General features: G+C 35.5%; 26 protein-coding genes. 1 reads left to right on the forward strand and 25 read right to left on the reverse strand.

Features of this window, described 5'->3' with window-relative positions; translation table 11 throughout:
* The 25 genes from flgC to smc all read right to left on the reverse strand — a co-directional run bounded on the left by flgC (position 1) and on the right by smc (position 24,872).
* Positions 1-456 carry a flagellar basal body rod protein FlgC gene (gene flgC / locus BN999_RS02870; protein WP_096269894.1) on the reverse strand — a complete coding sequence of 152 codons (456 nt, stop codon included), beginning with the start codon at positions 454-456 and terminating at the stop codon, positions 1-3.
* 2 nt (positions 457-458) lie between these two features.
* Positions 459-854 carry a flagellar basal body rod protein FlgB gene (gene flgB / locus BN999_RS02875; RefSeq protein WP_096269895.1) on the reverse strand — a complete coding sequence of 132 codons (396 nt, stop codon included), beginning with the start codon at positions 852-854 and terminating at the stop codon, positions 459-461.
* A gap of 404 nt (positions 855-1,258) precedes the next feature.
* A complete protein-coding gene (gene codY / locus BN999_RS02880) occupies positions 1,259-2,038 on the reverse strand; it encodes a GTP-sensing pleiotropic transcriptional regulator CodY (RefSeq protein ID WP_096269896.1) in 780 nt (259 codons plus the stop codon).
* A 31-nt stretch (positions 2,039-2,069) separates the two neighbouring features.
* Entirely contained in the window at positions 2,070-3,461 is a 1,392-nt protein-coding gene (gene hslU / locus BN999_RS02885) for an HslU--HslV peptidase ATPase subunit (protein ID WP_096269897.1), read from the reverse strand.
* A gap of 19 nt (positions 3,462-3,480) precedes the next feature.
* A complete protein-coding gene (hslV, locus tag BN999_RS02890; RefSeq protein ID WP_096269898.1) occupies positions 3,481-4,026 on the reverse strand; it encodes an ATP-dependent protease subunit HslV in 546 nt (181 codons plus the stop codon).
* Between the two features lie 17 nt (positions 4,027-4,043).
* Positions 4,044-4,961 carry a tyrosine recombinase XerC gene (gene xerC / locus BN999_RS02895; protein WP_096269899.1) on the reverse strand — a complete coding sequence of 306 codons (918 nt, stop codon included), beginning with the start codon at positions 4,959-4,961 and terminating at the stop codon, positions 4,044-4,046.
* Between the two features lie 391 nt (positions 4,962-5,352).
* Positions 5,353-7,431 (reverse strand): type I DNA topoisomerase, encoded by a 2,079-nt coding sequence (gene topA / locus BN999_RS02900; RefSeq protein WP_096269900.1) that lies wholly within the window; start codon positions 7,429-7,431, stop codon positions 5,353-5,355.
* 227 nt (positions 7,432-7,658) lie between these two features.
* Complete coding sequence (gene dprA, locus BN999_RS02905) at positions 7,659-8,558, reverse strand: DNA-processing protein DprA (protein ID WP_096269901.1); 900 nt, start codon at positions 8,556-8,558, stop codon at positions 7,659-7,661.
* A 110-nt stretch (positions 8,559-8,668) separates the two neighbouring features.
* Positions 8,669-9,571, reverse strand: coding sequence for a succinate--CoA ligase subunit alpha (sucD, locus tag BN999_RS02910; protein WP_096269902.1), 903 nt, complete (start codon positions 9,569-9,571; stop codon positions 8,669-8,671).
* Between the two features lie 49 nt (positions 9,572-9,620).
* Positions 9,621-10,787 (reverse strand): ADP-forming succinate--CoA ligase subunit beta, encoded by a 1,167-nt coding sequence (gene sucC, locus BN999_RS02915; protein ID WP_096269903.1) that lies wholly within the window; start codon positions 10,785-10,787, stop codon positions 9,621-9,623.
* 91 nt (positions 10,788-10,878) lie between these two features.
* Positions 10,879-11,160 carry an EscU/YscU/HrcU family type III secretion system export apparatus switch protein gene (locus BN999_RS02920; protein WP_096269904.1) on the reverse strand — a complete coding sequence of 94 codons (282 nt, stop codon included), beginning with the start codon at positions 11,158-11,160 and terminating at the stop codon, positions 10,879-10,881.
* Positions 11,157-12,851 (reverse strand): hypothetical protein, encoded by a 1,695-nt coding sequence (locus BN999_RS02925; RefSeq protein ID WP_096269905.1) that lies wholly within the window; start codon positions 12,849-12,851, stop codon positions 11,157-11,159. Before BN999_RS02925 ends, BN999_RS02920 begins: the two co-directional genes overlap by 4 nt.
* 15 nt (positions 12,852-12,866) lie before the next feature.
* Positions 12,867-13,634 (reverse strand): ribonuclease HII, encoded by a 768-nt coding sequence (locus tag BN999_RS02930; protein ID WP_096269906.1) that lies wholly within the window; start codon positions 13,632-13,634, stop codon positions 12,867-12,869.
* 342 nt (positions 13,635-13,976) lie between these two features.
* Positions 13,977-14,831 (reverse strand): ribosome biogenesis GTPase YlqF, encoded by an 855-nt coding sequence (gene ylqF, locus BN999_RS02935; protein WP_096269907.1) that lies wholly within the window; start codon positions 14,829-14,831, stop codon positions 13,977-13,979.
* Positions 14,832-14,836: 5 nt separating this feature from the next.
* Positions 14,837-15,382 carry a signal peptidase I gene (gene lepB / locus BN999_RS02940; RefSeq protein WP_096269908.1) on the reverse strand — a complete coding sequence of 182 codons (546 nt, stop codon included), beginning with the start codon at positions 15,380-15,382 and terminating at the stop codon, positions 14,837-14,839.
* 114 nt (positions 15,383-15,496) lie between these two features.
* On the reverse strand, positions 15,497-15,841 hold the full coding sequence (gene rplS / locus BN999_RS02945; protein WP_042144870.1) for a 50S ribosomal protein L19: 345 nt from the start codon (positions 15,839-15,841) through the stop codon (positions 15,497-15,499).
* 231 nt (positions 15,842-16,072) lie between these two features.
* Positions 16,073-16,813, reverse strand: coding sequence for a tRNA (guanosine(37)-N1)-methyltransferase TrmD (trmD, locus tag BN999_RS02950; protein ID WP_096269909.1), 741 nt, complete (start codon positions 16,811-16,813; stop codon positions 16,073-16,075).
* The gene (rimM, locus tag BN999_RS02955) at positions 16,813-17,328 is read right to left on the reverse strand and encodes a ribosome maturation factor RimM (protein WP_096269910.1); all 516 of its coding nucleotides are present in this window, start codon (positions 17,326-17,328) and stop codon (positions 16,813-16,815) included. The genes trmD and rimM overlap by 1 nt, the downstream gene beginning before the upstream one ends.
* A gap of 14 nt (positions 17,329-17,342) precedes the next feature.
* Positions 17,343-17,762, reverse strand: a complete 420-nt coding sequence (locus tag BN999_RS02960) for a YlqD family protein (protein ID WP_306418991.1) — start codon at positions 17,760-17,762, stop codon at positions 17,343-17,345.
* Between the two features lie 134 nt (positions 17,763-17,896).
* Positions 17,897-18,124 (reverse strand): KH domain-containing protein, encoded by a 228-nt coding sequence (locus tag BN999_RS02965; protein ID WP_042144880.1) that lies wholly within the window; start codon positions 18,122-18,124, stop codon positions 17,897-17,899.
* 14 nt (positions 18,125-18,138) lie between these two features.
* On the reverse strand, positions 18,139-18,411 hold the full coding sequence (rpsP, locus tag BN999_RS02970; protein ID WP_026906094.1) for a 30S ribosomal protein S16: 273 nt from the start codon (positions 18,409-18,411) through the stop codon (positions 18,139-18,141).
* Positions 18,412-18,520: 109 nt separating this feature from the next.
* On the reverse strand, positions 18,521-19,870 hold the full coding sequence (ffh, locus tag BN999_RS02975) for a signal recognition particle protein (RefSeq protein ID WP_096269912.1): 1,350 nt from the start codon (positions 19,868-19,870) through the stop codon (positions 18,521-18,523).
* 13 nt (positions 19,871-19,883) lie between these two features.
* The gene (locus BN999_RS02980) at positions 19,884-20,210 is read right to left on the reverse strand and encodes a putative DNA-binding protein (RefSeq protein ID WP_096269913.1); all 327 of its coding nucleotides are present in this window, start codon (positions 20,208-20,210) and stop codon (positions 19,884-19,886) included.
* Positions 20,211-20,288: 78 nt separating this feature from the next.
* Entirely contained in the window at positions 20,289-21,287 is a 999-nt protein-coding gene (ftsY, locus tag BN999_RS02985; RefSeq protein WP_096269914.1) for a signal recognition particle-docking protein FtsY, read from the reverse strand.
* 18 nt (positions 21,288-21,305) lie between these two features.
* A complete protein-coding gene (smc, locus tag BN999_RS02990; RefSeq protein WP_096269915.1) occupies positions 21,306-24,872 on the reverse strand; it encodes a chromosome segregation protein SMC in 3,567 nt (1,188 codons plus the stop codon).
* A 204-nt stretch (positions 24,873-25,076) separates the two neighbouring features.
* Here smc and BN999_RS02995 point away from each other — a divergent pair, with 204 nt between their 5' ends.
* Positions 25,077-25,301 carry a DUF1128 domain-containing protein gene (locus BN999_RS02995; RefSeq protein WP_096269916.1) on the forward strand — a complete coding sequence of 75 codons (225 nt, stop codon included), beginning with the start codon at positions 25,077-25,079 and terminating at the stop codon, positions 25,299-25,301.
* Positions 25,302-25,563: the final 262 nt, after the last annotated feature.

Below are 25,563 nucleotides of genomic sequence, written 5' to 3' on the forward strand. Positions count from 1 at the left end.
TTATTTACCTATTTCTAATGCTTTCATTAACATGCTTTTACTAGCATTAATTGCAGTAATATTTGCTTCGTATGACCTTGTTGCACTCATTAGATCTACCATCTCTTTCAGTGGATCTACATTTGGCATTTGAACATACCCTGCTTCATTTGCATCTGGATGCGAAGGGTTATAGACAAGTTTAAAAGGCTCTTCATCTTCAACAATTTCTGTTACTTTGACACCAGTAGCTTTATTGTCTGTGGTACTGGTAGCTTTTTGAAGGAATGTTCGAAAACTTTTGTCCGTTGGCTCAATTTGTACCATTTTTCTACGATACGGTTCGTACTCACCATTTTCATTCACTGTTGCTCGAGTCGTATTCGCATTAGCAATATTAGATGAAATAACGTCCATGCGTAACCGCTGCGCTGTAAGAGCACTGCTGCTTGCATTAAATGCATTGAAAATGGACATCCTTACCTTCCTCCTTTAATTACCGTTTGTAAACTATTAAACTTACCATTTATTCGATCTACTAAACTTTGATAATAAATTTGGTTCTGTGCTAATTCCGCCATTTCTTTATCAATATCCACATTGTTACCATTATGATTAAATGTTGTATTATTTCTTTGAACTGTTTGATAGGATAATCGTTGGTCAAGATCAAAAGATAAATGCCTTGGGTGTGTTCTCTTAGCAGCTATTGAACTTGATAACTCATTTTGAAGCACATCCTTAAAAACGACATCTTTCGCTTTATAATTAGGAGTATCGACATTAGCAATATTGGAAGCAATCGTCTGATTTTTAATAGAAGAATAATTTAGTGATTGTTGTAAAGTATTAATCGTTCCACTAAACAGATTCATTCAAAACCCACCTTTTTGTAAAAAAATACATTAAAACGGACATAAAAAATAAATTGTATACGAATATTGTAATTTATATCTGGGATAAAGTCTATCAAAATTCGACAGAATTCTAATAGTTACGTCAAAACAGGAGCTTAATACTAGGTATATTTTACTATAAAAAGTCGTATTGAGATTAAGTTGTTTAGAACTTTAGTATTTAAGTAAGTAAATAATTGTAGAAATTTGTAAAAAATGGGTGGTTAAGGATATTCATTATAGTCCATTTTATCTACAAAATTCTGTAGAAATTAAAAACTAGCATATCCTAAATAACTTTGGGACATGCTAGTTTTTAATTAAATAATATAAAAACGAAAAAAAGAATTCATAGTTTCTCTATGAATTCTTTTTTTTATTACTTATCTAGAACGTAACTTTTCTAACTCCACTAAAAACTTATCATTTAGAACTTTGATATATGTTCCTTTCATACCTAGTGAACGTGACTCAATTACTCCAGCACTTTCTAACTTTCTTAATGCATTTACGATTACGGATCTTGTAATACCTACACGGTCAGCAATTTTACTAGCTACAAGTAAACCTTCGTGACCATTAAGTTCTTCAAAGATATGATCGATTGCTTCTAACTCACTGTAAGAAAGAGAACTGATTGCCATTTGAACAACAGCTTTACTTCTAGCTTCCATTTCGATTTCTTCTGTCTTTTCATGAAGAATTTCCATACCTACAACCGTAGCTCCATATTCAGCTAACAATAAGTCGTCATCATTAAATGTCTCTTTCAATCTTCCGATGATCAGCGTTCCTAGGCGTTCTCCCCCACCAATAATAGGAACAATTGTAGTTAAACCACTTTGAAATAAGTCTTTGTTTTCCACTGGGAAAACTGTGTATTGGCTATTTATGTCTAAATTTGCTGTTGTTTCATGAATATGGAATAAACCTTCTGTGTATTCTTCAGGGAATTGTCTTTCTTCAAGCATAGATTTCATACGCTCATTCTCAATTTCTTGATTAATTGCATAACCAAGTAGCTTCCCTCTTCTACTTAAAATGAAAACATTTCCTTTGATAACGTCTGTCAGTGATGCAGCCATATCGTTGAAGTTTACTGATTTACCTGTTGCTTTTTGCAACATTGAGTTGATTTTTCTTGCGCGATTTAATAGTTCCATGTCATGTAATCCTCCATTTTTTTAATTATTATTACAATATGAATTGACTTAAGTCTTTATTTTTAACAATGGTGCTAAGTTTTTGATCGACATATTCCGGAGTTATCTCTACCTTCTCCATAGAAACGTCTGGTGCTTCAAATGATAAATCCTCTAATAATTTTTCTAGAATAGTGTGAAGCCTTCTAGCACCAATATTATCTGTATCTTGATTTACTTGATAAGCAATTTCCGCAATTCTATTGACAGCTTTGTCAGTAAAAACTACGTTTATACCTTCCGTTTTAAGTAGAGCTTGATATTGTTTTAAGAGAGCGTTTGATGGTTCATTTAGAATTCGAACAAAGTCATCAACAGAAAGTTTCTCTAACTCTACCCTAATCGGAAATCGCCCTTGTAATTCCGGTATTAAGTCAGAAGGTTTCGCCATATGAAATGCCCCCGCTGCAATAAATAGCATATGGTCAGTTTTAACAGGTCCGTGTTTGGTTACGACAGTAGACCCTTCTACAATCGGTAGGATATCACGTTGCACACCTTCTCGAGATACATTCGGTGAGTTATCATGCTTACCAGCAATTTTATCAATTTCATCAATAAAAATAATACCAGATTGTTCTGCCCTAGTTATTGCTTCTTGAGAGACTTCTTCCATATCAACAAGTTTTTGTGCCTCTTGTTGCGTCAGAACTTTTCTGGCTTCAGACACAGGAAGCTTTCGTTTCTTCTTCTTCTTCGGCATAAATTGGCCTAAAGCATCTTGCATATTCATACCCATTTGTTCCATTCCAGAACCTTGTAACATATCGAACATTGATGGTGGAATTTCTTCTATCTCGATCGACACCATATGGTCTTCTAGTTCACCCATTGCAAGTTGATGAGCTACCCTACTTCGTTTACTCTTAATTTCTTCATCCTTTTCCGAATCATCATTGTCTTGTTGTGTTCCTTGACCTGAAAATAGCATTTCAAAAGGATTAGAAATGGTTGACTGTTTTTTCACCTGTGGAACTAATAGCTTGACGAGTTTTTTCTCAGCCTCTTCTTTTGCTTTGTCTAATACTTCACTCATTTTTTCTTCTTTTACCATGCGCATAGACATTTCCACTAAATCCCGAACCATCGATTCGACATCGCGCCCAACATAGCCAACCTCTGTAAACTTTGTAGCCTCTAGCTTTACAAATGGTGCACCAACCAACTTCGCTAAGCGTCTAGCTATTTCAGTCTTACCTACCCCAGTTGGCCCAATCATAAGAATATTTTTCGGAACAATCTCATCTTTGAGTTTTTCATCCAACAAGGATCTACGGTATCTGTTTCTGAGAGCAACAGCAACCGACTTCTTAGCATTTTGCTGACCAATAATGTAGTTATCAAGTTGGTTAACAATTTGTCTCGGAGTATAATCTATCCCCATATTTGCAATGGCCTCCTCATTAATCAAGTACTTCCAATGTAATTTGATCATTTGTAAACACACAGATTTCTCCAGCAATTTTCATTGCAGCAAGTGCAATTTCTTTTGCTGACATATGTTCTGAATAGTTTACAAGAGCCCTACCTGCACTAAGTGCATAGTTTCCACCTGAGCCAATTGCTAATATACCATCATCAGGCTCAATTACCTCTCCAGTTCCAGATATGAGCAACATGCTTTCTATATTCATTACAATAAGCATTGCTTCTAACTTCCGTAGCACTTTATCACTACGCCATTCTTGCGCTAATTCAACTGCAGCTCTAGTTAAGTTACCATTAAACGCCTCGAGTTTACCCTCGAATTTTTCAAACAGGGTAAATGCATCCGCAACAGAACCAGCAAATCCAGCTAAAACTTGGCCATTATACAATCTTCTAACCTTTTTAGCTTTGTGTTTCATAACAACGGAATTCCCCAATGTAACCTGACCATCACCACTCATTGCACATTGTCCGTTATGCTGAACAGCAAATATCGTGGTGGCATGAATTTCATGTGCCAATAAACTCACCTCATCCGTTATTCCTGACTTCTTTTTGCTCTAGGATGACTATTTAAATAGATGTTTCGTAAATGATCTTTTGTGACATGGGTATAAATCTGAGTAGAAGATAAGCTTTCATGTCCCAAGAGTTCTTGAACGGTCCTTAAATCAGCACCTTCATTTAACATATGGGTCGCAAAAGTATGCCTTAACTTATGTGGGTGGATATTAATTGTAAGCGCAGCTTTTTCTACCATTTTATTTAATATCAATCTTATCCCTCGTGTTGTAATTGGGTTACCTCTTGAGTTAAGGAAAACCGATTCAGAATTTGATCCGGACCTTTCTAGTAGTTGTTTTCTACCATCATGTATGTATAATTGTAGAGACTTCTCAGCAAAGCTACCAAAAGGTACGTATCTTTCTTTATTTCCTTTCCCTTTTACAAGGAGTGTACCAATTGAAAAATCAATATCCTTAAGACGTAGGTTTTGACATTCACTTACCCGAATACCAGTGCCATATAGTATCTCTAGCAGTGCTAAATTCCGCTGACCCAAAGGGTCCTCAGTATCATTACTTTCAAAAAGTTTTACCATTTCTTCTTCATATAAAAAGCCTGGAATGGGCTTAGCCGCTTTGGGTAAAGTAATAAGCGAGAAGTTATTAGAATTTATAATTTCTTCCCTCTCTAAAAACTTGAAGAAAGTACGCAAACTAGAAATCTTTCTTGATACAGACCTTCTTGAGAACTTCTTATCAAAGAGAGTGGTTAGAAACAAACGAATACATTGCAGGTCAACTTCCTGAAAGGTTTGGATTCCTTCTTGATATAAAAAAGAAAAGAATTCATCCAAGTCATGATTGTAGTATTCAACTGTGTACGGTGAAGCATTTTTTTCTATTTGCAGATATTCTGTGAAAAGCTTTTGAAACTGTGTGAAATTTTCCAAATACTCACCTCAACCTGACAGCCAACTAATAATATATCACATGTGAATTAGAGATTGCAATGAACTTAACAAAATTGTAACAAAATTCTGAATTGAGCGCAACACTAAACATTTTCAACCTAAACCTTTTTATCTCAAAGAAATTGCTGTCAAGTAGTTTCTCTTACCACTGGATAATTATAGCGATTCACGTATTAATAGTCAACAAAGAACTCTTCATTTTTCGACATTATTCGATACCTACAAATATTTAGAATTAATCACCTATCTATCATTTTTACCAATTGTTCAAAAATTATAATCTAAAACAATTATAATTCTTTACCCTTTTCAAAAAATGTAAAACATTTTGGACTAAAAACAAAAGACGCTCAAGGTATGAGCGACTCTGTTATCCCTGACTATTCTCTTTATAATCACAGTTTGTACAGACAATTTGTGTATCTTTCTTGTTTTTCTTTTCTACCAATAATGAATCACATTTAGGGCATGGTCTAGATATTGGCTTATCCCATGAGACAAAGTCACACTCTGGAAAACGATCACACCCATAGAAAACACGACGTTTCTTCGACTTACGTTCTACAACATTACCTTCCTTACACTTCGGACATGTAACACCAATCTCTTTCAGGATTGGTTTTGTATTGCGACAATCTGGAAAATTAGAACAAGCTAAAAATTTACCATAGCGCCCCATCTTGTAAACCATTTCGTGTCCGCAGTTTTCGCAGTCGATACCAGCTGGTTCGTCTTTAATTTCTATTTTATCCATTTCCTCCTCAGCCACACTTAAGCGTTCTTGGAATCCATGATAAAAATCATCAATGATATTAACCCACTCTACTTCGCCTTCTTCTATAGCATCTAGATCATTTTCCATTTTCGCGGTAAATTCAACATCGATAATCTCTGGGAAAAACTCTTTTAATAAATCTACAACAATTGTACCGAGTTCAGACGGTATAAATCTCTTATTATCCAATGTCACATATCCACGGCGTTGAATGGTGTCAAGCGTCGGAGCGTAGGTTGATGGTCTACCTATGCCTAACTCCTCCATTGTCTTAACTAATCTCGCTTCTGTAAAGCGTGGTGGTGGCTGTGTAAAGTGTTGATTAGGATTAATTTCATTGGCATTTACAATCATGCCCTCTTCTAAATTTGGAAGAAATTTATCGTCCTGCTTTTTATTATCATCAGTACCTTCCACATAAACTTTCATAAATCCTTTAAACTTAACTTTTGAACCCGTCGAACGAAATTCTACATTATTATTTTTAAGTGTCACAGTCATGGTATCTAAAATTGCCGATGCCATCTGACTTGCTAAGAAACGTTCCCATATGAGTTTATACAGTCTTAACTGATCTCTTGATAACACAGACTTGAGTGAATTCGGTTCTCTTAATACAGAAGTCGGGCGTATTGCCTCATGGGCATCTTGCGCTTTTTCATTTACCTTCTCACTTTTATTTATACCTAGGAATTCACTTCCGTACTTATCTTCAATATATCCCTTTGCCTCATCTTTAGCTGTATTAGAGATTCGGGTCGAATCTGTACGCATATACGTAATTAGACCAGTAATACCTCCAGCAGATTTACCGAGATCAATACCTTCATATAATTGTTGTGCAATCATCATGGTTTTCCTTGCTCGGAAATTCAACTTTCTTGCTGCTTCCTGTTGTAAGGAAGATGTGGTAAAAGGCTTCGCAGGGTTACGACGTCTTTCTTTTTTTGTTACTTTATCTATCGTAAACTTTTTATCTACCAGTTTACTTAATACATCTTTTACTTCTGACTCAGAAGATAACTCCAATTTTTTTCCATCAATTCCGTAAAAGGTACCCTCAAATAATTCTTTATCCTTTTGAAAGTTTGCTTCTATTGACCAATACTCTTCTGGTTTAAAATTATTAATTTCATTTTCGCGATCAATAATCATTTTAAGGGCTACTGATTGCACTCGACCAGCACTTAAACCTTTTTTTACTTTTTTCCAAAGTAAAGGACTAATGTTATAACCAACTAATCGGTCGAGTACTCTTCTAGCCTGTTGTGCATCTACTAAATCTGTATCAATGGAACGTGGATTTTTAAATGATTCTTTAATTGCATCTTTTGTAATTTCATTAAATACGACTCGACACTTAGAGTTTTCATCTACATTTAACGCATGTGCTAAATGCCAAGCAATTGCTTCCCCTTCACGGTCGGGGTCGGCTGCTAGATATATTTTTTTTGCTTTCTTTGCTGATTTCTTTAAATCCTTTAATATATCACCTTTACCACGAATCGTAATATACTTTAACTTATAACCCTCTTCTACATCAACACCCATTTGACTTTTTGGCAAATCGATAACATGTCCCATAGAAGCTTTTACTTTGTATTTTTTCCCTAAATAACGTTCAATCGTTTTCGCTTTTGCAGGTGATTCTACAATTACGAGATAGTCAGCCATCCTTTTCCTCCTTAACTGAGGTAACGAAAATCTAGTACATTTATCTCCTAAATCATTCGTGTCCTTAAATCACTATACAATTAAATGTATGAATAGATAATAAAAATGTCAACATTTTCAGATTTTAAATCCGAAATTAATAAGTATTCGTTTTATTAAATCCTCACCTATATTAAATATATACGGTATATTTGTCAAACATACGAATAATTTCCAAGAGCAAGTTTCTAACATTTATTCCAAAAAATCTGTTGTGTTTCCCAGTCTTTTTGTATATCTTCATAGGTTATGACTACTTTTGCCCCATCTTGTATTAGTTTCAGACAGCCTTTTGTCTGTGTTACTAATGGTGACCCTGGAACTGCATATACTTCTCTACCTTGGTCTAAAGCCTGGTCTACCGTAATCATGGTACCACTTTTCTCCGTTGCCTCTACAACTAATGTCGCAAAGCTTAAGCCACTGATTAATCGATTTCTTTCAGGAAAGTGATATTTTTTTGGCGGTACATTGGGAGGATATTCAGATATAGCTAATCCTTTTTGTACAATTTGATAGAATAATTTTATGTTTTCTCTTGGATAAATATGGTGAAAGCCACTACCTAATACAGCGATTGTTTTACCATTTTCATATAATGCTAATTTATGTGCCAAACTATCAATACCCCTGGCCATACCACTGACAATAACCCAATTTTCTCTAATTAAAGGAGTTACTACAAATTTAACTTTTTGGTTAGCAGTTTCAGAGGGATTTCTAGTTCCAATTACACTAATCGCGGGGGCACCAAATAATAAGGAGACATTCCCGGCTGCATATAATACTAATGGTGCATCTTTAATTGTTTTTAACATAGGGGGATAGTTTTCGTCAATGATTGTGATGATATGATAATGTTTTAAGTCCTTTTGGATGTCTTCTATTATCGTATGGCTATGTAGATCCCTATAAAGCTTTTCTGCCATCTTTTTATTGATAGATAGAAAATTACTGATCTGAGGGGAAGATAATCCATACAGTTTGGATAAAGAGGGGTCTAATTGAAGTAGTCTTCGAAGTTTATTCCTTGATAGTCCACGGCATCGGTGAAGATGTATGAGTCTATCTCTATTATTCTTATGCAAAAATACACTTCCTTTCTATTAATATAGAAGCCATTCGTTGAGTCAATATGACATAAAGACTAAAGTTAAGAGGCTGGGACACTTGTACCAGCCTCTTATTAAATTTTGAATTAGTGAGTTTTACACTTTTCAGCTAATCCTTGTTCTTCAAGGACACGAATCATAGTCTCTCCGATAACTGAAGGTGTTTCTGCAACAGCAATACCGCACTCATTCATAACACGGATTTTTTCTTCTGCTGTTCCTTTACCACCAGAGATAATTGCTCCTGCATGACCCATACGTTTGCCTGGAGGTGCAGTAGCTCCACCAATAAATCCTACTACTGGTTTTGTCATATTTGCTTTAACCCATTCAGCCGCTTCCTCTTCTGCAGTACCACCGATTTCACCAATCATTACAACTGCATAAGTTTCAGGGTCTTCATTAAAGGCTTTTAGAACATCGATAAAGTTTGTGCCGTTAACCGGATCTCCACCAATACCTACAGCTGTAGTTTGACCATATCCAGCTTGTGAAAGTTGATGTACAGCCTCATATGTCAATGTTCCAGATCGTGAAACAACTCCGATATGACCTTTAGTATGAATATATCCTGGCATAATTCCAATTTTACACTCATCTGGAGAGATTACTCCTGGACAGTTTGGTCCAATTAAACGTGTTTTCTTACCTTCCATATATCGTTTAACTTTTACCATATCCAATACAGGAATATGCTCTGTAATACAGATAACTAAATCTAGTTCTGCATCTACTGCTTCAACAATCGCATCTGCCGCAAATGGTGCAGGAACATAGATAACAGATGCTGTAGCACCTGTAGTATCAACTGCATCCTTTACAGTATTAAACACGGGTACTCCTTCTACTTCTGTACCACCTTTTTTAGGTGTTACTCCGCCAACAATCTTCGTACCATATTCAAGCATTTGTTTTGTATGGAATCTAGCTGTTCCGCCAGTAATCCCTTGGACAATTACTTTTGTATCTTTATTAACATATACACTCATTTACGTCCGCCCTTTCCAAAATCTAGTCTATTCTATCTACCAAATTTATTTAAGCACCTTTGACTAAGGATACAATCTTCTCTGCACCATCCGCCATTGAATCTGCAGGAATAATGTTTAATCCAGAATCATTTAAAATTTTCTTCCCTAAATCAACATTTGTACCCTCTAAACGAACTACTAGTGGTAGATCTAATCCGACTTCTTTAGTAGCTGCTACTACACCTTCAGCTATTACGTCACATTTCATAATTCCACCGAAAATGTTAACGAAAATACCTTTTACATTCTTATCGGACAAAATAATTTTAAATGCCTCTGTAACTTTCTCAGCAGTAGCACCGCCCCCAACATCAAGGAAGTTAGCCGGTTCGCCGCCAGTATGCTTAATGATGTCCATTGTAGACATTGCAAGACCTGCACCATTTACCATACAACCAATGTTTCCGTCTAAAGCTACATAGCTAAGGTCAAATTTAGAAGCCTCAATTTCTTTTTCATCTTCTTCATCTAAGTCACGGTACTCTGTTACGTCTTTTTGACGATATAAAGCATTATCATCAAAATTTAATTTAGCATCTAATGCTAATACTTCACCATCGCCAGTTGTAACAAGTGGGTTAATTTCAGCAATAGAACAATCTTTTTCTACAAACGCTTGATATAAGCCCATCATGAATTTAACTGCTTTACTATTTAATTCATCTGGAATATTAATATTAAATGCTAGTCTACGAGCTTGATAAGGTAGTAAACCAACAACAGGATCAATTACTTCTTTAAAAATCTTTTCTGGAGTTTCTGCTGCTACTTCTTCAATTTCAGTTCCACCTTCTTCAGATGCCATCAAGACAACACGAGAAGTGGCACGTTCAAGAACAACCCCTACATAATATTCTTTTTGAATATCGCAGCCCTCTTCAATTAGTAAACGCTTAACTTCTTTGCCCTCTGGACCAGTTTGATGTGTTACAAGTGTTTTACCAAGAATTTCATTAGCATATGTACGTACTTCATCTAAATTCTTAGCAACTTTTACACCACCAGCTTTACCACGTCCACCAGCATGAATTTGTGCTTTAACTACAGTTACTGATGTGCCTAATTTCTCAGCTGCCTCTACAGCTTCATCTACTGTATATGCAACATATCCATTAGGAACCTTTACACCATATTTGCGTAAAATTTCTTTCCCTTGGTACTCATGAATATTCATTCTTTGTCCTCCCATCAAAATCACTGCATTTTCATTGTATTAAAAAACAAATAAATGTACAAGAAAAGAGAAATTATTTGTCGTAATTTAACTAATATTTATTACTTTGTTCCATTTTCTTGTCTGTTTGGTAGATAAATGCAAATACCTCTGCAACAGCCTGATACAATTCTTCTGGAATTCTTTCATTTATATCCAGTTCAGAAAGTAATTCAATTAGAGTATTATCTTCTAATATTGGGATCTGGTTTTCTTTAGCTTTCTTGATGATTTGATTAGCTACAAGCCCCTTACCTGTTGCACTGACTCGCGGAGCATACGTTTGTTCTTGATCATAGCTTAATGCAACAGCTTTCTGTCTTTTTTCACTCATATTCGTAGGTCAACTCCCTTGGAAGAGGAATACTGGTTATATTTCAAAAATTTATTTTTGGTATGGTTTAATTCTTGACTACTTAACGGTTTATGGCTGACATTAGACAAATGATAATTGATATTCTCTAACCCTTCCTTCAACAAAGATTGTAAAGGTCTCATAATATCTTCTATCGAATTATCATTTAGTATGGTTAATGATATTGACCTTTTTTGCACATGCATATCCACTACTGTCTTTTTGATTGTTGCGAGATCCAGGTAAAATACCACTCTGCAAAAATCAGGGTCTATCTCACCATTATCTTTTTTCTTTCCTTCAAAATCTAATTCTACATCGCTTTCTATCCCTAATTTGCTAGCTGGAACGATTAAATTAGCTTGAAGAAATTCACCCGTCTCCTGTATGGATTGCAACTGCATTCCGTTTACAAATTGTAAAAACTTATTGGCTTGATCCTGTACTAATCCGTCACTAGTTTGAACTAATGATAGGAGTATTGCCTTTAATGAGTTCGCTGGATTTTTTTCATCATGCAAGATAGACTTTTCATATTGCAAACCAACATTTTCCAACATATTTCTTGTCTGTTCAGCAAATGAATCCTTAATTAATTGGTGCGAAAAACGGTCAAGGCTCAATAGTTTATCACTATGAGCTAATACTTCCAATTCCTGTAATAAGTTTTGTAACTGTTGTGGGTTATTAACGAGATGAGCGCTGTTAATCTGTAAAGGTTGAAGAACATTTTGTTTAACTTCTTTTACTAAATTGGCAAAAACTTCTACAGCTAACGGCTTTTTATTCCCAATACTGGATTGTAAATTATCCCCATATATAGTTAGGATTGATAATACATTGTTACGGATGGAATCAATTTTAAATAGATTCTGTAACTTATCCACATCTACAAGCGTGTTTACTTCTAATACATTTCCATTTGAAATATTTTTTACCCGATTACTCCACTCAGTAAACTGCGAATCATGATCAATTATTTGGATGGATTTCAGCAGATGGAATAATTCCTTATTTTCTGCTATTACAAGTAATTTGGAAAGAAGTTTATCTTGGCTAATCACACTATTAAACTTATCATAAATAACTTGTTTATGATTATCCTTTAGTGTTGGGGTGTTTTGGACTGCCTTGTCTAATGCTCCAAGTCTTTCTGTGAAACTACTTACTAATCTCTCCTGAAGAGATTCGAATATAGAATCTGTAAGTGGAATTCGTTTTGCTATCATCTCAAGTAAAACATTTTGGGCTTGTCTTTTATCTGGTGTCCCTTCTAATAAAGCTATTGCACGTTGTAATTGGCCCTTATTGAAAGGAATTTTCCTCTCAAGAAGTGTGTTTACAAACACATGATTTACTTTTGTTGATTTAATCCCTAAGTGCGAGAATAGTTCTTGCAGATGGGACTTACTATTGTAAGTCAGAGCATCCCCTAATACTTTTAAATGGATCATATTTTCTGTTGACCCAACTTGAAAATGGTATCTTTCTCCAACTGCTAGTGAAGCTTCTAGCTGGGCGATTAATTTATTTGTACCAAGTTGAATGCTAGCCTTATTATTTGGGTAAAGCTTTAGTATTCTGCCTTGTATAATTTGCCCTTTCCTGAGCATTTGAGGTGTATCTTGCAGTTTCTGCAATTGATTGCCTAACACTTTTTGAATACTCAACTAGATCACTCACTTCTAGATATTCTCTCTAACTGGTGCAAATGATTTGCGGTGATATGGTGAAATTCCATATTCATTTAATGCTTCCATATGATACTTTGTACCATAACCCATATTTGATTTAAAATCATACATCGGGTACTCTTCATGAATCTTATTCATCAAACGGTCTCGGGTAACTTTAGCTAAAATACTAGCTGCTGCAATCGAAATACTCTTTGCATCACCCTTGATAATAGATTCAGAGGTACATGGGAGATTATCTAATCTTACTGCATCAATTAGTACATGATCAGCTGGCGTATCTAACAGTAGCAATGCCTCTTTCATTGCCAGTTTAGTTGCTTCAAAAATATTTACTCTATCTATTGTCTGATTGTCTATAACAGATACACTATAGCTAATAGCATTTTCTTTAATATATTCAAAGAACTCATTGCGTTTCGTTTCACTTATCTGTTTGGAATCATTTAAACCTATGAGCTTAAAATCTTCTGGTAGAATAACCGCTGCAGCTACCACAGGACCAGCAAGTGGACCTCTTCCAGCTTCGTCTATACCAGCAATCATTTCCTTCCCTTTTAAACGGCTATTTCGTTCATATGTACACATTTCATAAAAATCTTTTTCAAGCATCTGTCTTTTTTGCTTATCTTTCTCGTACTTTGCAATTAGTTGTTGTACACCTTTGCGTGTATCATTTTTTAATGTTGCTATTTCTGTTTCTGTAAGTTCTTCTTCAGTAAATAATGTTTTTATTTCTGAAATTGATAGCTTCCCCATGTTTACACCTATCTTTCTTCTTTTTATATCGACACTATCTAGAGATGTATTAGACTGTTTTCTAAAAGATTGTTGTCTTCCCAGTATTTAACAAAGAGTAGATAGAAACTGCGCGGTAACGTACTATTAACCCTCATAATTAAAAGAGGATAGTGGAACGATTACCGCTCCGGCAGAAGACTCCTGCGGGAATAGCACGTGTCCGAAGACAGAGCAGTTCCTATCAAAATAGTATCAAACTGTACTCAAATAGCCTTATCTAATCAAATATGTTGAATGGTTTATGACCAATAATTGATAAAGTAAAAAAAGAAAAGACATCCATCATTATGACGTATGTCTTCATTGTCCTTCTGTTGGTCTCTCTAAGGTAATATTCCCTAATCGGCCTGTTCTTAAATCACGGAGTACAAGGTCTGAAACTTTATCTAAGTTAACAGTCCCGCCGCTTTCTAGTGCACCCCTTAATTTCCCAATTTTATTAAATATATCCAGCATATCCTCATCATTTGATTCAATTTGATAACGTTCTTCTAATTGAGCAGGATAATAAGCTTTCAAATAATTAATCACATATACTACTATATCTTGTAAGGAAAGTAATTGATCCTTTATTGTTCCGATTGCAGCCAATCGATAAGCAACTTCTTGGTCCTCAAACTTTGGCCAGAGAATACCAGGTGTATCAAGTAAATCAAATTCCTTCTTCACCTTAATCCAAAGCTGTTGCTTCGTTACACCAGGGCGATCTCCTACTTTAGCTATTTTCTTATTTGCTAATCGATTAATTAACGTAGACTTTCCAACATTTGGTATACCAACAATAATTGCTCTTGCTGGCCTAGGTTTTATTCCCTTTTTCAATAGTTTTTCTAGCTTTATTTGTCCTAATTCTTTAGCTTGCTGAATGACTCGGTTGATATCAGTTTTATCATTTACATTTACCGCAATTGCTGGAATATCGTTTTCTTTATAATATTCTATCCATTCATTTGTTACCTTTGGATCAGCTAAATCACGCTTCATTAATAATACCATTTTTGATTTATTTTGTAGCACTTGGCGCAACATTGGATTTTGGGACGACAATGGCGCACGCGCATCCACTAACTCCATCACAAAATCAACAAGTTTAAGCTTTTCTTCAATTTCTCGTCTCGCTTTTGCCATATGGCCTGGAAACCATTGTATTGTCATACCGTTTACTCTCCTATAAACTCGAATCGGTCAAATGGCCAATAGATAACACTCGCTTTACCAACAATCTGATCAATAGGTATTGGCCCAAGCAACCTGCTATCAGTTGAATTTGTCCTATTATCACCTAGAACAAAGACATGTCCTTCTGGCACGATTGAATAATTCCCTTTAATTTGTTCTAAAGTAAAATCATTCGTATATAAATCGATGTTATTATCGGTAAAGAACTTTTCCTCTATAGGCTGACCATTTATGTATAAATTATTATCTTTATATGCAACATGTTCACCGGGTAAAGCGATGACTCGTTTTATAAAATCCTTTTGATCATTCGCATGAAAAACTACTATATCAAATCTTTCTGGCTCATCAAACCGATACGTAAACTTGTTAACTATCATTTGATCGCGATCTTGAAGTGTTGGTTGCATGGAAGGACCATCAACAATTATCGGTGTAAATAGAAAGGTTCTTACTAGAAAGGCTAATCCAAACGCAATTAAAAGAGCCTTAATCCAATCTAACCATTCACTCTTTCCTTTTGCCATACTCTAACCTCCGAAACCTACTGAATATATCGTATCCTAATACTTTTATTATGTAAAAAGGAGCTTGAACAAAGTACCAAGCTCCTTACAAACAATACATTTCGTTTTACAGTCTTATCGACGTTCTTTGATACGTGCTGCTTTTCCGCGTAGGTTACGAAGATAGTATAATTTCGCACGGCGAACAATACCACGTCGAGTTACTTCGATTTTATCAAGACGAGGAGAATGTACTGGGAAAGTACGTTCAACACCTACACCGTAAGAAATTTTTCTTACTGTAAATGTCTCGCTGATTCCACCGTTTTGACGTTTAATAACGACACCTTCGAATATCTGAATACGTTCACGAGTTCCTTCAACAACTTTAACGTGAACTTTTACAGTATCTCCTGGGCGGAAATCAGGATGATCAGTACGAAGTTGATCTTTTGTGATTTCTTCGATTAGTTTTTGCATCCTGCTTCACTCCTTCCAAACCAATGCTCATAATACAAGATGGTAACAGCGGAACATCGTTTATATGCACTTAATCGTACTTAAGCACAATAAATAATATATCATAATTAGTGATAGACTTCAACTAGATATTAAAAAATATCATTTAATTCATATGTAGGTTTTTCACTCAAATTGTAACTTACACACAATCCGCGATTAGAGTCTGATAACTTTAACCTATGACCTTTGTTATTTTACTTCTTTACTTTCTATTTCTTGTAAGAACTTCTTTTCTTCCTCTGTTAAAGGATAGTTCTCTAGCAAATCTTTTCGGCGTTGGTAAGTTCTTTTCAGTGATTCGTTCTTACGCCAAGATTCAATTTTGGCGTGGTCACCAGATGTTAGAACTTCAGGAACCTTTAATCCTCTAAAATCAGCTGGTCTTGTATAGTGAGGATGTTCTAGTAATCCAGTAGAAAATGAATCTTGTGGTGCAGATTCCTCATTTCCAAGTACATCAGGTAATAGTCTAACAACACTATCAACCACTACCATCGCACCTAGTTCTCCTCCTGTTAATACATAGTCACCAATTGAAATTTCATCTGTCACAAGATGCTCTCGTATACGTTCATCATAGCCCTCATAATGACCACAAATAAGAATTATATGATCTTCTTTAGCTAATTCCTCTGCTTTTTTCTGTGTGTACCGCTCCCCTTGCGGACACATTAGGACAACTCGGGGAGTTGAAACTTTATCTCTTGTAATCGATTCGACCGCATCAAATATAGGTTGTGGAGCTAATACCATACCAGCTCCTCCCCCATATGGATAATCATCCACTTTTTTATGTTTGTTTTGTGTATATTCTCGGAAATTTATTAAATTGTAATGGAACTTATTCTTTTCTTGGGCTTTTTTTAAGATAGAAGTATTAAAGACACTTTCAATCATTTCTGGGAATAAGGTTAAGATGTCTATTTGCATTACTCAAGCAACCCTTCCATAGGTTCTATTACAATTCTTTTACCTTCCACATTAATGTCGATTACAACATCTTCAATATAAGGAATTAATATATCTTTACCTTTAGAAGGTTTTACTACCCAAACATCATTAGCTCCAGGTGATAATATTTCTTTTACGAACCCTAAAGACTCCCCTTCACCAGTAAATACTTCACACCCGATGATCTCATGATAATAATACTCATTCTCTCCAAGCTCTGAAAGTTGTGATTCTGGTATTTTCAAGCTTGATCCCTTAAAATGCTCTACATCATTAATATTATCTAAACCCTTAAAATGTACTAAATCAAATCCCTTATGGATTCGGTGACCATCAATAATTAGTTCACTAACTAACTTATCTCCTGTAAAAAGATAAAGAGTGTTCCCAATATCAAATCGTTCTTCAAAATCACTTACACGAAGAACCTTAACATCTCCACGGATTCCATGTGTATTTATTATTTTTCCAACAGTAAACATTTTTTCTTTCATTTTTTCCTCACCTACTAGTTATCAATCCGAACAACAACCCCATCTTTAATAATGATGGCTGTCTGTTCCATAATCTCATTCCAATGCGTTCCTTCTTTTACCTCAACAAGAGCCTCAACTTCACTCTCAATAATTTCGCTTCCAATTTCTAGCATTTCCAATTGTTCTATTTTAAACGCTGCTAACTTAATTTTTTCTTTGCGATTCTTAATTTCTTGTTGGAAACGATCATGTAGTTCTTGTTTGGAAATACTTTTTTTGTTTTGTAATTTTCGTTGTTCAAATAGCAGTTGTTGACACTCTTGTTCAAGTCGCATTATGTGTTTATTAAATTTTTCTTGTAAAACAGATTTACTTTTTTCAGAAATAACTTGTTTAATAGCAACTTTTTTTATTATTTTCATGAATATTCCTCGCTCTCGTTCCTTTCTCAAAATGAGATGGCATTAGTTAAATAACCCACGGTAATTACCGTTTATCTGGGTAGCTCAGAGCATAAATATGTTTTACAGCTAATTTAAAAAGCAACTTCTTAAAATGTAGAAAAAGGGAAAGGTTTCCCCTTCCCTTACATGATATCTAAATAGATTCGTTTATTAGCATCTGACTTCGCTGCATAAACAACTGTACGAATCGCTTTTGCTATACGTCCATTTTTTCCAATTACCTTACCAACATCTTGTTGATTAACAGTAAGATGGTATACAATTTTTGTATCTTCTTCTCTTTCTGTTACAGTGACATCTTCAGGATAATCTACCAATGGTGTTACAATCGATTCAATTAGGGCTTTCATGATATCACACTACTTTACTTATTAGTTTTTTGTTCGTGGAATTTCTTCATGATGCCTTCTTTTGAGAATAAGTTACGTACTGTATCACTTGGCTTAGCGCCTTTTGTCATCCAATCAAGTGCTTTTGCTTCATCTATTTTAACTTCAACTGGATCAACTACTGGATTATAAGTTCCAATTTGTTCAATAGAACGTCCGTCACGAGGAGAACGTGAATCTGCTACAACAATACGATAGAAAGGATTTCTTTTAGAACCCATACGTTTTAAACGAATTTTTACTGCCATTACTTGCACCTCCATTATTTTGTTCTCACAAGAATTGATTTTAACAGAAACTTTTTAGTCTGTAAAGTGTTTTTACATTACATCTTAATTATTAAGTTGTTTTAGTTACTTAAAAAGGGTTGAACGGCATTTTAAAGCCTTTTCCTTTTTTGCCTTTTTGCATGTTAGTCATTTGTTTCATCATTTTTTTCATTTCTTCAAACTGTTTAAGTAAACGGTTCACTTGAGATACGGAGGTACCTGAACCTTTAGCGATACGTTTTTTGCGATTTGCATTCATAATGCTTGGATCTTGACGTTCTTTTTTAGTCATAGATTGAATGATAGCTTCTACATGTACAAGCTGCTTCTCATCAAATTGAACGTTCTTTAACCCTTTCATTTTATTCGCACCTGGTATCATTGCCAATAAATCTTCCAAAGGTCCCATTTTCTTAACTTGGCTCATTTGCTCTAGGAAGTCATCAAAAGTAAAACTTGCATTTCGCATTTTCTCTTCTAAATCTTTCGCTTGCTTTTCATCAACAGATGCTTGAGCCTTTTCAATTAGTGTTAAAACATCACCCATTCCTAAGATTCGGGATGCCATACGTTCCGGATGAAACGCCTCTAATTGGTCGAGTTTCTCACCCATACCAGCGAATTTTATCGATTTACCCGTTACTGCTTTAATTGATAGAGCAGCACCTCCACGAGTATCACCGTCAAGCTTCGTTAGAACTACACCAGAAATATCTAACTGCTCATTAAAGCTTTCCGCAACATTAACTGCATCTTGTCCTGTCATTGCGTCCACTACAAGGAATATTTCATCTGGATTAACGGTTGATTTTATCTGAGCTAATTCATCCATTAGATCAGTGTCAACATGCAGCCTACCTGCAGTATCAATTAGGACATAGTCATAATGTTCTTCTTTTGCCTTTACTATTGCATTCTTTGCGATATCTACTGGATTAGCTTCCGTCCCCATTGAGAACACTGGCATATTTAATTGAGATCCTAGTGTCTCCAATTGTTTAATAGCAGCAGGACGATAAACGTCACAAGCAACTAGTAAAGGGGAACGATTATGTTTCTTTCTAAGAAGGTTAGCAAGCTTACCAGTTGTTGTCGTTTTACCAGCACCTTGTAAACCAACCATCATAATAACGGTGGGAGGTCGATCACTCACCGCAATTTTACTCTGCTCCCCACCCATTAGTTCTGTTAATTCTTCTTTTACTACCTTTATTACCTGTTGGCCAGGTGTAAGGCTCTCCATTACCTCTTGACCAACTGCTCGTTCTTTTATACGCTTGATTAAATCTTTCACAACTTTAAAGTTAACATCTGCCTCAAGTAGTGCTAAGCGTATTTCTCGGGTCATTTCTTTTACATCTTGTTCAGATACTTTTCCTTTTCCAGTGATTTTTTTAATCGTATTTTGCAGGCGATCAGCTAGTCCCTCAAACGCCATATAAGGTGTCCCCCTAATCTAATTCTTTTAGTTGGTTTATATATGTTTTAAGCTGTTGATTTTCCGATTTTGAAATTTCCTCATCAATCTTTTGAATCAATTTCATTCGCTTCTCAAACTTATCATATAAATGTAGTTTCTTTTCATAGGATTCTAACATTGTTTCCGTTCGTTTAATATTATCATAAACAGCTTGTCTTGAAACATTGGCTTCTTCTGATATCTCCCCTAAAGAATAATCCTCAAGATAGTACATTTCCATGTAATTACGTTGCTTTGGGGTTAATAATGCTTGGTAAAAATCTAATAAATAATTAATTCTAGTCGTTTTATCTAGCATGTTAACACCCCTTGTTAAGTGAAAATCCTTTACATTTTATCTTAACGAACGAAATATTGTTTTGCAAGTATTAGTTTCCTAATCTTGAATTGGTTCTTCTAACATATCAGCAAATAATCCATAAACAAATGCGTTCGCATCGAACTTCTGTAGATCTTCTGCTTTTTCTCCTAAACCAACAAACTTTACAGGTATATTTAATTCATGTCTGATTGCTAAGACAATACCACCTTTTGCAGTTCCATCTAACTTTGTTAACACAATTCCAGAGACGTCGGTAGATTCAGAGAAGGTTTTTGCCTGACTAAGGGCATTTTGACCTGTTGTTGCATCTAAGACTAGTAAGACTTCATGTGGAGCACCAGGGACTTCTCTTTCAATTACTCGTTTCACCTTTGATAACTCATTCATAAGGTTTACTTTATTTTGCAATCTTCCAGCCGTATCACAGAGTAATACATCAACTTCACGGGACTTGGCAGCTTTAATTGCATCAAAGATAACTGCTGCAGGATCACTTCCAGCATTTTGTTTAATAACTTCAACACCGGCACGTTCACCCCAAACTTCTAATTGTTCGATAGCACCAGCGCGGAACGTATCCCCCGCGGCTAACATAACCGACTTCCCTTCTTCTTTCAGTCGGTGTGCTAACTTCCCAATCGAGGTTGTTTTCCCAACACCATTCACACCTACTACTAGGATGATGGTTAATCCATCTTCTTGTACATTCAATGTTTCGATTTCATCGTCATCATCACCGTAGTAGATCTCAACTAGTTTTTCTGAGATGACTTCTTTCACTTCTTTCGTTTCTTTTATCTTGCGTCGTTGCACCTCAAATTTCAGTTCGTCAATTAAGTCCATAACAGTCATCACACCAACATCTGCTGAGATGAGTACTTCCTCTAATTCCTCAAAGAAGTCTTCATCTACTTTACGGTAACGCGCAATTAAATCATTAATTTTTCCAGAAAAGGATGTTCTTGTCTTTTCCATTCCTTCTTTATATTTAGACGATACTTCTTCTTCATTATCTTGTTTAAATTTATTCTTGAGTTTTTGTAAAAAGCTCATAAACTATGACACACTCCTTTAAGATTGAATAAGCTCTTTTGTCTCTTCCAAGCGGACAGAAACCAGTCGTGATACCCCAGATTCCTGCATAGTTACACCATATAAAACATCTGCCTGTTCCATTGTACCTTGTCGATGGGTAATTACTATAAATTGTGTGCCCTCACTATAGTGCTTAACATATTTTGCAAATCTTGCCACATTCGCTTCATCAAGGGCAGCTTCAACCTCATCCAACACGCAGAATGGAACCGGCCTTACTCGTAATATGGCAAACAACAGGGCAATTGCGGTCAATGCACGCTCTCCACCTGATAGAAGTCCTAAGTTTTGCAACTTCTTACCTGGCGGTTGAGCGATTATATCAACCCCTGTATCTAGTAAATTCCCTGGTTCAGTAAGCTTTAACTCAGCATGACCACCACCAAATAATTCTTTAAATACAACTGCAAACTCATCTTTAATTTGATGGAACGTAGTACCAAATAAGTGTTGCATTTCTTCATCCATTTCTTTAATAACAGCAAAAAGCGTATCTTTTGCTTGAACAAGATCATCCCTTTGTTCAGTTAAGAATGTGTACCGTTCAGAGATACGATCGTATTCGTCAATTGCTCCCAGATTCACATTACCTAGACGAGAAATACTTGCTTTGATTTCGGCCACTTTACTTTTAGCTTCTTCAATGTTTTCTACTTTTTCATATTCTTGTTTTGCTCGTTCAAATGTAATGGTATATTCTGTTTGTAATAAAGTTAAACGGTTCTCAAGCTCTACATCAACACGGTTAGCTTTTACTTCTTTTTGTTGAATTCTCTGCATTAGAACTTGATGTTTTTTGTTCTCTTCTTTCTGTTCTCGTTCTTCATCCTGAATCTTTTGAGTTCGAATTAATCTATCAGATCGAAGCTCTTGAATAGATGTTGTAATATCCTCTTTTTCTTCGCTCTTCTCAAGAAGTTTTTCATTAATTTCCTCTTCTGTTTCATCAGATAGAGTTAATTCTATAAGCTCCTCTAATTCTTGAACAAACAGCTCATACTGATTCGTTTGCTCGATTAATCTTTGTCTTAGTGAACTTGTTTTTTCTTGTTGGTTTTTAACCCGCTCTTCTTGCTCCGCAAGCTGAACTTGATACGTATGGAAGTCCTGTTGAAGTTGATCTTGGTTTTCTTTAAATTCAGTTTCTTGCTTAGAAAGCGTATCTATTTGCTTCTGAAGTTCTTGTAAATTTTGTTCAATATCCCTAAGTTCCATTTCCAGTTCTTGATCACGAGTGTTCAGAACGTTATAATCGCGCTCAAATTGTCGCTTATCTTGGTCGTAGACAGATAGGTTCTCTTGTAAAGATAGTAATTTCAACTCGATTTCTTTATGATGTGACTTAGCATCTTGGAGTTGTAATTGATTTTTAGAAAAGCTAGACTCAAGTTCTTCTAATTTTAGTTCTAACTCAGTTAGAAGGCTTTTCTCTTTCTGAACTTTTTTCTCAAAACCATGTGCTTTAATAGTATAGTCATCTAGTTTTTCAGTTAACTCTTGTAAATCCTTCTCCCTCGTAAAAAGGGATTGATTTATCTTCTTTTGAGCCCCACCAGACATGGAACCTCCAGGATTAACCACGTCTCCTTCTAGAGTAACAATACGGTATTTACGCATGACTTGTCTTGCAATATCATTTGCATCCTTTAACGTTTTTGCAATGATGACATGCCCCATTAAATGATCAACAGCTTTTTGATAAGCAGGATCTGTAGACACGAGCTTTCCCGCTACTCCAATGAATCCAGGGTGACCTTCTACCTGATTCAGAATATCTTGGGGAATGAACCTCGGTTGAATTGACCTTAATGGTAAAAATGTTGCTCGTCCGCTACTAGTTTGCTTCAACCAAGCTATTGCAAGTCTCGCAGCTTCATCGTTTTCCACAACAATATGCTGTGCTTGCCCACCAAGAACAGTCTCAATAGCAGTAATATAAGATTTAGGAACATCAACTAATTCTATCACCGCACCATGAATAGATGATAACTTACCATTTTCTCTTGCTTTTAGTACCGACTTAACTCCTTGAAAGAACCCTTGAAAGTCCTCTTTCATTTCTTCCAACATTTCTTTTTTAGACTTCAATTTTTCAATATATTGATAGCCCTGATAAAGTTTAGTCTGTGAATCTTGATATTGTTGACGCTTTTGTTCAATAGCTCTCTTTGTTTCTCTGATAGTTACTTCTTTTTCAAAATACTCTTTTTCAACAGATTTCTTTAATTCCTCAGCATCTTGTAATTTATTAGTATAATCTTCACGTAGATTAAGTAGATCCTGGAATTTCTCTGATTGTTTTCCTTTTTTTGCATTTATTTGTTGTACTTGACCCGAGATAGACTGGCGTTCATTACGTTTAGCTGCTTGTTTATTCAGTAGCTCAATGTATTCTGATTTCAGGTCCTCTATTTGTTCTGCAATACTATCTTGATCAGTTGTGAGCTTTCTTTTAAGTTCTTCTACTAAACTTTTTGTATGACGTCTTTTTTCGTTCAGCTCATTTAATTTATTTGTTTCTTCTACGAGCTCCGATTTTATAATAGTAATTCTTTCTTCCGTCTCGTGTTTTTGTATTTCAAGTTTTTCTTTATTTTCCGTGAAATGTTTCGTCCTCTCGTGGAACACTTGCTTTTTACCCTCATATTGTTCAAGTTGTTGGGTTGTTGTTAATAAGCGTTCCTGCAGAGTATTTATTGTTTCGTCAATTCTTTCAATCTCCTGACGCTCACTTTCTAAGTATGCTTCTTTTTTTTGTATCAAAGTCTTTAACGCAATCTCATCTGCTTTTTCAGCTTCAACCTCTCGTAACAATCCTTGCCATTCATCGTGAAGCAACTCAATTTCGGTAATTAGCAATGAAATTTCTTGATTCTTTAATAGATCTTTATGTTTTAGATATTCTTTAGCCTTTTCGGCTTGTGCCTGTAATGGCTCAAGTTGTGTTTCAATTTCATAAATAATATCTTCGACACGGTTTAAATTCTCTTGTGTTTCGGCTAACTTATATTCGGCTTTCTTTTTTCGACCTTTATATTTTAAGACACCTGCTGCTTCCTCAAATATTGTACGTCGTTCTTCCGCCTTTGAACTTAATATTTCTTCAACTTTCCCTTGACTGATGATGGAGAAAGCTTCTTTCCCTAGGCCAGAATCTAGGAATAAATCGACAATATCCTTTAATCGGCAGGATTGTTTATTAATATAAAATTCACTCTCACCCGAACGATATACTCTTCTTGTTATACTTACTTCGTCATAGTCTAATGGTAGAGCTTGATCATTATTGTCTAGTACTAGTGTGACTTCAGCGACATTAAGGGCTTTCCTACTATCACTACCTTGGAAAATAATATCTTCCATTTTCGTCCCACGAAGTGATTTTGCTGACTGTTCACCTAGTACCCAACGAATTGCATCCGTTATATTACTTTTTCCACTTCCATTTGGTCCAACAACTGCTGTTACACCTGGAACAAACTCAACATTAATTCGTTCGGCAAAAGATTTAAAACCAACACTTTCTAAACGCTTTAAAAACATAGACATTCTCCTACTGGAAACAAATCTCCCATTTCGAAACAGTTCGATTCCATTTTCCCTTTTTCTCTATACCAATTTTTATTTAAAATAATATATTGATTGGCTTTTTAATGCATTTATTTTATCATAAACATGGACACAAAAGAAGAGTAGACAGGGTATTAGAAGATTTTTATCCCATTTGCTCAGAAAAAGAGGTGCATTATGAATTTAGAGAACCCTACGAAAGAAAATCTAGAAATCATGTTAAATGACTTAGCAGAACGATTATCAGTAGTAAACCGGGCCATTATGGATGCAGAGGACTACGACCTTTCTAAATATGAAGAAATAAAATTCTTGTATGATATGATTGTCAAAAAAGGGAGTCTTTCTGTATCAGAAACACAAGCCTTTATCGAAGAACTTCGTAGTGTTAGAAAAAGCTAGAAACCTTACTACTTAATCTGAGGCTAATTTCTAAAAGACCGTTGCAAAAAACACACTTGATAGAAATTGTGCGGTAGATCCACCATAATTAAAGTGGGATAGTGGTACATACCGCTCCGGCAGAATACTCCGCTTTCCGCGGGCCCGGCCTCAGCCTCCTCGAGGAAAGTTCGCCTCTGCGGGGTCTTCGGACACGTGCTTTTCCCGCAGGAGTCTCCGTATTCTGCCTGCGCTAGTTTAAGTATTCTAATTTAAGATAGCA

This window comes from Paucisalibacillus globulus, from assembly GCF_900184735.1.
In the GTDB taxonomy this organism is placed as follows: Bacteria; Bacillota; Bacilli; order Bacillales; family Amphibacillaceae; genus Ornithinibacillus; species Ornithinibacillus globulus_B.